This is a genomic window from Nocardioides sp. (assembly GCF_035429765.1).
Lineage (GTDB): Bacteria > Actinomycetota > Actinomycetes > Propionibacteriales > Nocardioidaceae > Nocardioides.
The window spans coordinates 1-8106 of sequence record NZ_DAOMFK010000138.1; the positions used below are offsets into that span (position 1 = coordinate 1).

At 72.0% G+C, this 8106-nt stretch carries 8 protein-coding genes; 4 read left to right on the top strand and 4 right to left on the bottom strand.

What is annotated here, in order from left to right; all coding sequences use genetic code 11:
• Both PLP61_RS12240 and PLP61_RS12245 read right to left on the bottom strand, forming a co-directional pair.
• On the bottom strand, window positions 1-750 hold a 750-nt coding region (locus PLP61_RS12240), incomplete at its 3' end, for a bifunctional transcriptional activator/DNA repair enzyme AdaA (protein WP_324503000.1).
• Between the two features lie 240 nt (window positions 751-990).
• Entirely contained in the window at window positions 991-1437 is a 447-nt protein-coding gene (locus tag PLP61_RS12245; RefSeq protein WP_324503001.1) for an iron chaperone, read from the bottom strand.
• A gap of 436 nt (window positions 1438-1873) precedes the next feature.
• Between PLP61_RS12245 and PLP61_RS12250 the strand changes: the two genes are divergently transcribed.
• A complete protein-coding gene (locus tag PLP61_RS12250; protein ID WP_324503002.1) occupies window positions 1874-3043 on the top strand; it encodes a hypothetical protein in 1170 nt (389 codons plus the stop codon).
• 42 nt (window positions 3044-3085) lie between these two features.
• On the opposite strand, the gene PLP61_RS12255 is transcribed toward PLP61_RS12250, so the two are convergent.
• Entirely contained in the window at window positions 3086-3784 is a 699-nt protein-coding gene (locus PLP61_RS12255; protein WP_324503003.1) for a hypothetical protein, read from the bottom strand.
• A 288-nt stretch (window positions 3785-4072) separates the two neighbouring features.
• Between PLP61_RS12255 and PLP61_RS12260 the strand changes: the two genes are divergently transcribed.
• On the top strand, window positions 4073-4444 hold the full coding sequence (locus PLP61_RS12260; RefSeq protein WP_324503004.1) for a VOC family protein: 372 nt from the start codon (window positions 4073-4075) through the stop codon (window positions 4442-4444).
• Window positions 4445-4547: 103 nt separating this feature from the next.
• Here the strand turns inward: PLP61_RS12260 and PLP61_RS12265 are convergent, their stop codons facing one another.
• Window positions 4548-5768, bottom strand: coding sequence for a helix-turn-helix transcriptional regulator (locus tag PLP61_RS12265; RefSeq protein ID WP_324503005.1), 1221 nt, complete (start codon window positions 5766-5768; stop codon window positions 4548-4550).
• Between the two features lie 214 nt (window positions 5769-5982).
• On the opposite strand from PLP61_RS12265, the gene PLP61_RS12270 reads away from it, so the two are divergent.
• Together PLP61_RS12270 and PLP61_RS12275 are read left to right on the top strand one after the other, a co-directional pair.
• Entirely contained in the window at window positions 5983-7182 is a 1200-nt protein-coding gene (locus PLP61_RS12270) for a cation:proton antiporter domain-containing protein (RefSeq protein WP_324503006.1), read from the top strand.
• 360 nt (window positions 7183-7542) lie between these two features.
• Window positions 7543-7953, top strand: coding sequence for an MmcQ/YjbR family DNA-binding protein (locus tag PLP61_RS12275; RefSeq protein WP_324503007.1), 411 nt, complete (start codon window positions 7543-7545; stop codon window positions 7951-7953).
• Window positions 7954-8106: the final 153 nt, after the last annotated feature.

The following is an 8106-nucleotide window of genomic DNA, read 5'->3' on the forward strand; positions in this document are numbered from 1 at the left end:
GGGAAGGTCCAGCGTGCGGGCGTACCAGTCCGGGCCGGCCGCCTCGACCCCGTCGACGTCCCGCGCGGTCAGGAATTCCAGGAGGGCGCGGCCGGCGAAGGGCGTGCGCACGGCGAGCCGCATCGGGACCGGCCCGCCCGCCGGACGCCCGTCGCCACGACCGCCGCGCAGCCGGCTCGGCGACGCGTCGTACACCTCGCGCACGGTGTCGTTGAACTGCCGCACGCTGGTGAACCCCGCGGCGAAGGCGACGTCGGCGAAGCTCATGGCCGTGGTCTCGATCAGGACGCGCGCCGTCTGCGCCCGTCTTGCGCGGGCCAGCGCCAGCGGGCCGGCCCCCAGCTCGGCGGTCAGCAGGCGGGTCAGGTGGCGCGGCGTGTACCCCACCCGGCGAGCCAGACCGGCCACCCCCTCCCGGTCGACCACGCCGTCGGCGATCAGCCGCATGGCCCGCCCGGCGGCGTCCGCCGCGACGTCCCACTCGGGGCTGCCCGGGGTGGCGTCGGGCAGGCATCGCTTGCAGGCCCGGAAGCCGGCCGCCTGGGCGGCGGCGGCGGTGGGGTGGAAGGTGACGTTGCGGTACGCCGGGGTCCGCGCCGGGCAGGAGGGGCGGCAGTAGATCCCCGTGGTGCGCACGGCGGTGTAGAACACGCCGTCGAACCGACGGTCGCGCGACTGCACCGCGCGGTAGCAGGACTCCTTGTCCAGGGCTGCGCCGCGGGTGCTCGCGGGGCTCGTGGTCGGTGGCACGGGTCCCATCCTCCCCCATCCGGGCGACTCGCTCTCGCGGGAATCGGACATGGGCGTGGGGTACTTCGGCCCCGACTGGTCGCCGTACCCCTGGTGCCCGTGATCCGGTTAGTACGGTCCCAACGCGGGGTCAACAGGCCCGTGGAACCCCGCGTTGGGACCGTACTAACCCGGGAGTCCCGGCCTGCCCGGGGTTTACCGGGAGTGGGGCGAACCACCCCTCCGCGTGTCCCGGCCCGGTCAGGTGACGGCGGCGGTGACCAGCTCGACGACCCTGCGCTCCACCGCAGGGCTCCACCGCGTCAGCGCGTAGGACACCGGCCACAGGTCGCCGTCGTCGAGGTTCGCGGACTCCTGGAAACCCAGGGTCGAGTACCGGTAGCCGAACTTGCCCGCGTCCTGGAAGAAGACGACGATCTTGCCGTCGGCGTTGGCGTACGCCGGCATCCCGTACCAGGTCCTCGGCACCAGGTCGGGGGCGGTGGCGCTGACCGTCACGTGGACGCGCTCGGCGAGCGCGCGGTCCTCCGGTGCCATCTCCGCGATCTTGTCGAGGACCGCCTGGAGGCCGTCGGCCTTCTTGGCGCCCTTCCTGCCTTCGGCCCGCAGCTCGGCGGCGCGCTCCTTCATGGCGGCGCGCTCCTCGGCCGTGAAGCCGTCCGACGGGGCCTCGTCCTGCTCGGGCATGACCGCTCCTCTCGCGACTGCACTCTCTGGTACGCCGGCGGACCCGGGCGTGGGGTCACGGGCTCCGCTGGTGACAGTGTGGCCGAGGTGGGGCCCGCGCACGAGTGGTGATCGCGGCTCACGTGCCCACGGCTACTGGTGCGTACGACGTACCTGGCGCGTCGTACGCACCAGTAGCCGGCCCGGGGAAGTCAGCTGTGGCCGTGCTCACGCACGGCGTGGGCTGGTCGCCCTTGTCGGGGGAGAGCCCGCGGGGGGACGCTGGAGGTGGAGAGCTCCGGCGGTGCCGCCGGGTCGGCGGTTGCTGCCGAGGCCCGAGCGAACGGAGTCGGTCATGTTCTCGGTCAGCAGAGCCGCCGTCGGAGCCGCCTTGGTCGTGAGTGTCTGCGCCGGGGGTCTCGCGCCGCCCGCTGCCGCTGACGTCTCGGGGGACTGGATGTCCACCTTCCTGGTCAGCCCCGCCGGGGCCACCGACGTGCACGCCGCCGCGTCCGACGCCGGCGACCTCGCGGTGGTCTGGGAGCGTGGCGGTGCCGTCGAGATGGCCTACAGCCCAGCGGACGTCGGCTTCGGCACGCGGGTCGTGGTGTCCGCCGCCGACAGCAGCGACCCGCGAGCTGCGTACGACGCCAGCGGGCGCCTGCTCGTCGTCTGGACGTCGGCGAAGGGCGGTGAGCCGCCCCGGCTGATGAGTCGCGTCATGACCGACACCGGGACCTGGGCCGCCCCCGTGCAGATCGCCACGCGACCAGGTGGGACCATCCGCGTCGCGGACGTTGCGGTCAACGCCTCGGGCCAGGCCGTCGTGGGCTGGCTGTGGAGGGACCGGGCCCTGGTGACCCGCGGTGCGCTCGGCGGTAGCTGGAGCACCGGGGCCCCGTGGCGCAAGACGCTGTCGGTCGACGTGGCCATCGGGGACGGCGGTCACGCAGCGGCGATGCTCCAGGGCTGGGTCGGCCCACTGGCCGATGAGGCCACGTTGACGTTCGCGGTCGCACGCCAGTCGCCGGCGGGTGTCTGGGGGGCCACGAAGATCCTGCAGACCGTGGTGCAGGACCCGCCGTGGGTGGGTCCCGGTGGCGTCGCAGTCGACGCTCAGGGCGTGACCACGGTTGCCTGGCAGCGGTTCAGCGGCACCGGCACCACTGTGGTGGCCAGGCGGGCACGCCCGGGGCGGGCGTTCGGCGCCCCGGTGGTGCTCGCCGGGCAGCCGACCCGGTCCGAGAGCCCGGTGCGTGTGCTGGCGACGCCGGACGGACTGGTCCAGGTGGCGTGGGTGCACGACTGGATCGCAGGGGTGCGGGCGGTGCGCCGGCCCGTCGGCGGCCCATGGTCGGCGCCCGCGGTGGTCTGCGGTGGCGACGGCGTGGTCGTCGGCTGGGACGTCGCGCTGGCCGACACCGGTCAAGGGCTGGCTGCGGTGTCGCGGGCCGCGCACTTCGGGACCCAAGGCACCCGCACCAGCGTCACCAACCGGGCCGGGCGTTGGCTGACCCCCGACCAGGTCTCGACCATCGCCGACGGGCCTCAGGTGGCGATCAGCACCAACTGGGCGGTGGTCACCTGGCTTACTCCGAAGGGCGTGCGGGTGACGGTCAACGAGTGACCCACCCGGTAGCCCAGGTCGCTACGGCCCGTCGCGGCGCTGTCAGCGGGGCGAGGCGGCCTCGCCGGCAGGTGCTGGCGACGCCGCCACGGCTCTCTCGTGCGTGCGGGAGCGACCGCTGAACGCGGCAGCCCCCAGGAGGCACAGGCCAGCGGTCACGGTGAACAGGCCGGAGATCGCTTCCCACCAGGGCTGCGCGTCGTAAGGCCCCACCGCGTAGGTGAAGGCAGCCACGAGCGGAGTGGCGAGGACCAGCCAGACCGCGGCGGCCAGCGTCCAGCCTCGGGAGACGACCGCGAACCGCACCAGCAGGGCCGGGGGCACCAAGGCCGCCACCAGCCCGGCCAGCTCAGGTGAGATCGGCTCAACGACGCTGCCGGTGAGCCCGGAGCGGAGGGTGGCGACGCCCACCGCCCCTACGGCCAGCACGGCACCGCCCAGCGCCACCGCGGACACGGCGCCGGGGCGACGGCCGGTGAGCGCCCACGGCAGCGGTACGAGGGCGAGGGCGAGGACCAGCAGCGACCATCCGGCCAGCTGCGCGGCAATGCCGACGGGCTCCCACGGGGCGGTGGGTGCCACGAAGTCGTAGAGATGGTCCTGGCGGCTTGAGCACGCCCCTCCCTCGACGTCGCCCCACGGGCAGACGCCGGCCCAGCGTTGCCATGACGCGGCGTACATCAGTGCCCCGGACGCACCCAGCAGCGCCCCCACTCCGACCCTCAGAACCCGCAGCGCCATGGTCCCCCCGTTCCCGCAGGACCAGTGTGCAACGACCGCTCACCCGAGGGAAGGGATCAGTGTGGTCGGTGTGCGTGGTGGGGGTCCAATGACTCACCGCCCGTGGCCCGCCGCGGAGAGCACCGTCCCGCACGCCGGCACAGGGCAGTAGTCCGGCGGTACCGGTGGCCGTCCGGCGCGGCACCGCCGGAGGGGCCGCCGGAAATGGACCTGCGGAGCCCGGCGCCGTCGCCCTAGGCTGGACGGCTACTGGCTCCGAGCCCTTCGACGAACCCCTTGGAGGAGACCGTGCCGCACGGAGACATCACCCACATCGACATCCCGGTGAGCGACCTCACCCGGGCCTCGGCGTTCTACCGCGAGCTCTTCGGCTGGCAGATCGCGGAGCCGCCGGGCTTCGAGGGCTACCCGATGTGGCAGGCGCCCAACAAGATCAGCGGTGGTGGCCTCGCCCCGCGGTCCGACGACTTCACGCAGCCGAGGTCCTACGTCGAGGTGGACTCCATCGACGACGCCCTCGAGAAGGCGGTGGCCGGCGGCGGCACGGTGCTGATGGGCAAGTCCCCCATCTCGGCGACGAGCTGGTGGGCCGTCGTCGGAGACCCCGACGGGAACCACATCGGCCTCTACGAGGGCCACACCGACGTCGCCGGCGACTGACCGCCGAGCGGTGGTGCTCACGCCTGTGCGAGGGCGGCTGGCGCCCGAGTACGCCTGTTGCGCCACCTCTCCTCGCCGCTGGGGGTTACCGCCCCGTCTCTCGTCAGAGCAGTCCCAGATCGGTAGCCCGACTGATTGCCTGCTCACGGTCCTCGACGCCGAGCTTCCGGTAGATGTTGGTCAGGTGGGTCTTGAGCGTGTTCACGCTGACGAACAGCTCGTTGGCGATGTCCTCGTTCCTGAGGCGGCCAGGCAGGTACTCCAGCACGGCCAGCTCCCGCTGGCTGAGGGGTGAGGCCAGTCCGTCCTGGGCCCGCTCCCGGGGTTCCAGGACGAGTGCCAGGTTCGCCAGCGCGGCGGTCAGGAGCGGTGAGTGGTTGCCAGGCTGACGGCGGATGCGTCGGAGCGCCGAGGGCACTTCGAGGAAGGGCCACCGCAGCCTGTTGTTCTCCGCTGTGGCGACGGCTTCGTGAAGTGCTGCGCGGGCGGCCCGGTGGTCTTCGTCGAGGTCGAGGACGACCGCATGTCGAAGGTGTCGGCCGACCCGCGCACGCAGTTCGTGCTCAGCCGGGGACCAGGTCTCGACCAGCCGTCGAGCCGCGGGAAGGTCGCCGGTGGCGAGGGCGAGGTCCACCCGGGCCGCGGCCAACCCGGGGCGCGAGTCAGCGTCCTTGAGTATCACCCGGGCCCCGACCAGGTCGCGAGTACCGATGAGCAGCCGGGCCTCGAGGGCACGGTTCGCCTCCGCGACGACAGCCGGCTCGATGGCCGACGCGGCGGGCGTTCGAAGGTGCGCGAGTGCCCCGTCCGGTCCCTCGGTGACGGCGACGAACCTGGCGAGGAGGGCACGCTGGAGATCAGCGTTCACCACCGTGGAGGGGCGACGGCGGTTCAGCAGGTCGGATTCACCGAGGCTGCGCTCCGCGGGGCCGAGCTCGGCCCGGTCCAGGTGGACCAGAGCGGACACCATGTGCGCGTGGATCGTCGACGTGTGGTGAGCCAGTCCCAGGGAGTCGGCTGCCAGAAGGGCGGCGTCGGCCAGCTGGACGGCGTCGTTGCAGCTTCCGGTCCACGCGCGGACCAGAGCCAGGGAGCTGAGGGTGTAGATCCGCCAGATCGGGTAGTCGACCCCAGGGAGCGTCAGGACGTGTTCGAGACCGACCGCGGCGCCGACGACATCGCCCTGGAGGAACCGAGCGACCGCAGCGTCGTACTCCGCCATGACCCGGATGGACTCGAGCCCGCCGAGGCCGAGGAAGTCCACCACGTCGGCTTCGTCAAGAAGCGGGACCGCCGCGAGGACGGCGGCCGCAGTGTCGAGCACGCGTTCTGGTGCGAGCCCGCGGAGGACAAGCGCGGAGTGGAGCGCACCGGCCGCGGCTCTGGTCGCCGGGAAGCATGAGCTGCACGAGAAACGCGCGGACCTCCCGGGCGGCGGCGTTGGACCTCGTCTCACCCGATCCGGGTGAGTCCCGTGTGTCCGACGTTCCCGAGACTGGAGGAGTCGACCCCCACCTCGCTCGCACTGGAGTCACGTCGTGGACTTGAATGCGGCACTGATCGTCACCGGCAGTGTCTTCTTGTGGGGGGCGCTCTCGGCTCGGCTGCAGCGGGCTGACCTGACGGCCCCGATCGTCTTCGTCGCCATCGGCGCCCTGCTCACGCTCCTGGGAGTCGTCGACACCCCCGAGGAGACCGAGGGGCTGAAGCTGCTCGTCGAGGTCACCCTGGTGTGGGTGCTCTTCTCCGACGCGGCCCGCGTCCCCGTGCGGGAGCTCCGCGATGCACCCGGCCACTACGTCCGGCTGTTGGCGGTCGGCCTCCCCCTCACCGTTCTGGCCGGCTGGGGCCTGGCCTGGGTGATGTTCCCGGCGGCAGGGGCGTGGGTCGCCCTGCTCGTCGCCGCAGCGCTGGCGCCGACCGACGCCGCCCTGGGGATCCCCGTCGTGACGAACCCGGTGGTCCCGGAGCGCGTCCGACGTCTGATCACCGTGGAAAGCGGCCTCAACGACGGGATCGCGACGCCTGTCGTGATGCTCGCGATCGCCGCCGTCGCCGCGGAGGAGGGGTTCGCCGGGTCCTTGAAGCCTGGCACCGCGCTCGTCTCGCTGCTCGGCGGCGTCCTCGTCGGCGGGCTGGTCGGCCTCGGTGGAGGCGGGACCCTGAGGTGGACCCGGCGGTATGGCTGGGCGACCGAGGACCTCACTGGTGTCGCGGTCCTCGCCCTTGCCCTGGTCGCCTACCTCGCAGCCCTTGTCCTGGACGTCAACGGCTTCGTGGCCGCCTTCTGCGGCGGCCTCGCCTTCGGCGCCGCAGCCGGCCGCCGCGGTCCGTCCGAGCTCGTCTTCGTGGAACAGTCCGCGTGGCTGGTCTCGCTCTTGGTGTGGCTCGCGTTCGGTGCCGTCGTCGGCCCGATCATCCTCGAGCGGGCGACGCCGATGATGGCCGTGTACGCCGTCCTCAGCCTCACGGTCATCCGGATGGCGCCTGTGGCGCTGGCGTGCCTGGGAGCCGGCTTCGACCGCAGCACGGTCCTCTTCATCGGCTGGTTCGGACCACGTGGGCTCGCCACCCTGGTGTTCGCTCTGCTCGCGCTCGAGGACCTCGGCCCCACGGTGGACCAGGCGGTCGCGGTGATCGGTCTGACCGTGCTGCTCAGCGTGGTGGCCCACGGCCTCACCGCCGCGCCCCTGGCGGCGCGGTACGGGCGCGACCACGCAGCCACCCCATCTGGGTGATCCGGAGTGATCCGGGGTCAGGCCCATCACGCTCACGCCGGTCAGCAGGCCCCGGACAAGCTCGCCCCGAAAGGTCCGACATGACAACAGACGTCGCTGAGGTCCTCACCTTCGCCATTGGCGTCGAGCCGCGTAGCGAGTCCGAGCCACCGAAGTGGATGGCAGGCATCGACGCCTTGCCGCCCGGCATAGCGCTTGCACTCGGGGTCCTGCTGGACTGCCACCGGTCAGCCGCCTGTAACCAACGTCGTGGCCGGGTACACCTGGACCTTCGTCATCAGATTGCGCCGTCGGTCGATCGACCGCACATATCGCTGGGACATGCGACTACTTGCCGGCATGCGCTGACAGACTCGGGGCATGTCCAGGCCGCCGCGCATCGAGCCCTCCGGCGACGTAGTCGCCCGGGTCGCGTCCACCGCCCTGACACTGCCCGACGCTTACGAGGAGGACGCCTGGACCGGCGTGAGGTGGCGGGTCCGGAACAAGACCTTCGCCCACGTCCTGGTCGCCCAGGAGGGATACGCGTCGGCGTACCGCGACATGACCGGGGTGACCGAACCAACCACGGTGCTGACCTTCCGGTCCTCCGGCGACGAGCTGCTGACCTTGACCCACGCCGGGGCGCCGTTCTACCAGCCGCCATGGTCACCCACCGTCGTCGGCATGGTGCTCGATGACGACACAGACTGGGACGAGGTCGCCGAACTGGTGACCGAGAGCTACCGGTTCTGCGCACCCCAGAAGCTGAGGCGCCTGCTGGATCAATGATGGTCGTGTTGACGGGCACCTTGGTCGCTCATATCAGCAAAACGAGCGCGGGCGTGGCCAAGGAGTTGCTGACCACGGTAGTGGCGGCGACTCTCGCCCATTCGGATGCGGATCCTTGTGCGCTTGCGTGCTTCGGGGAGACCTTCTTCGTGA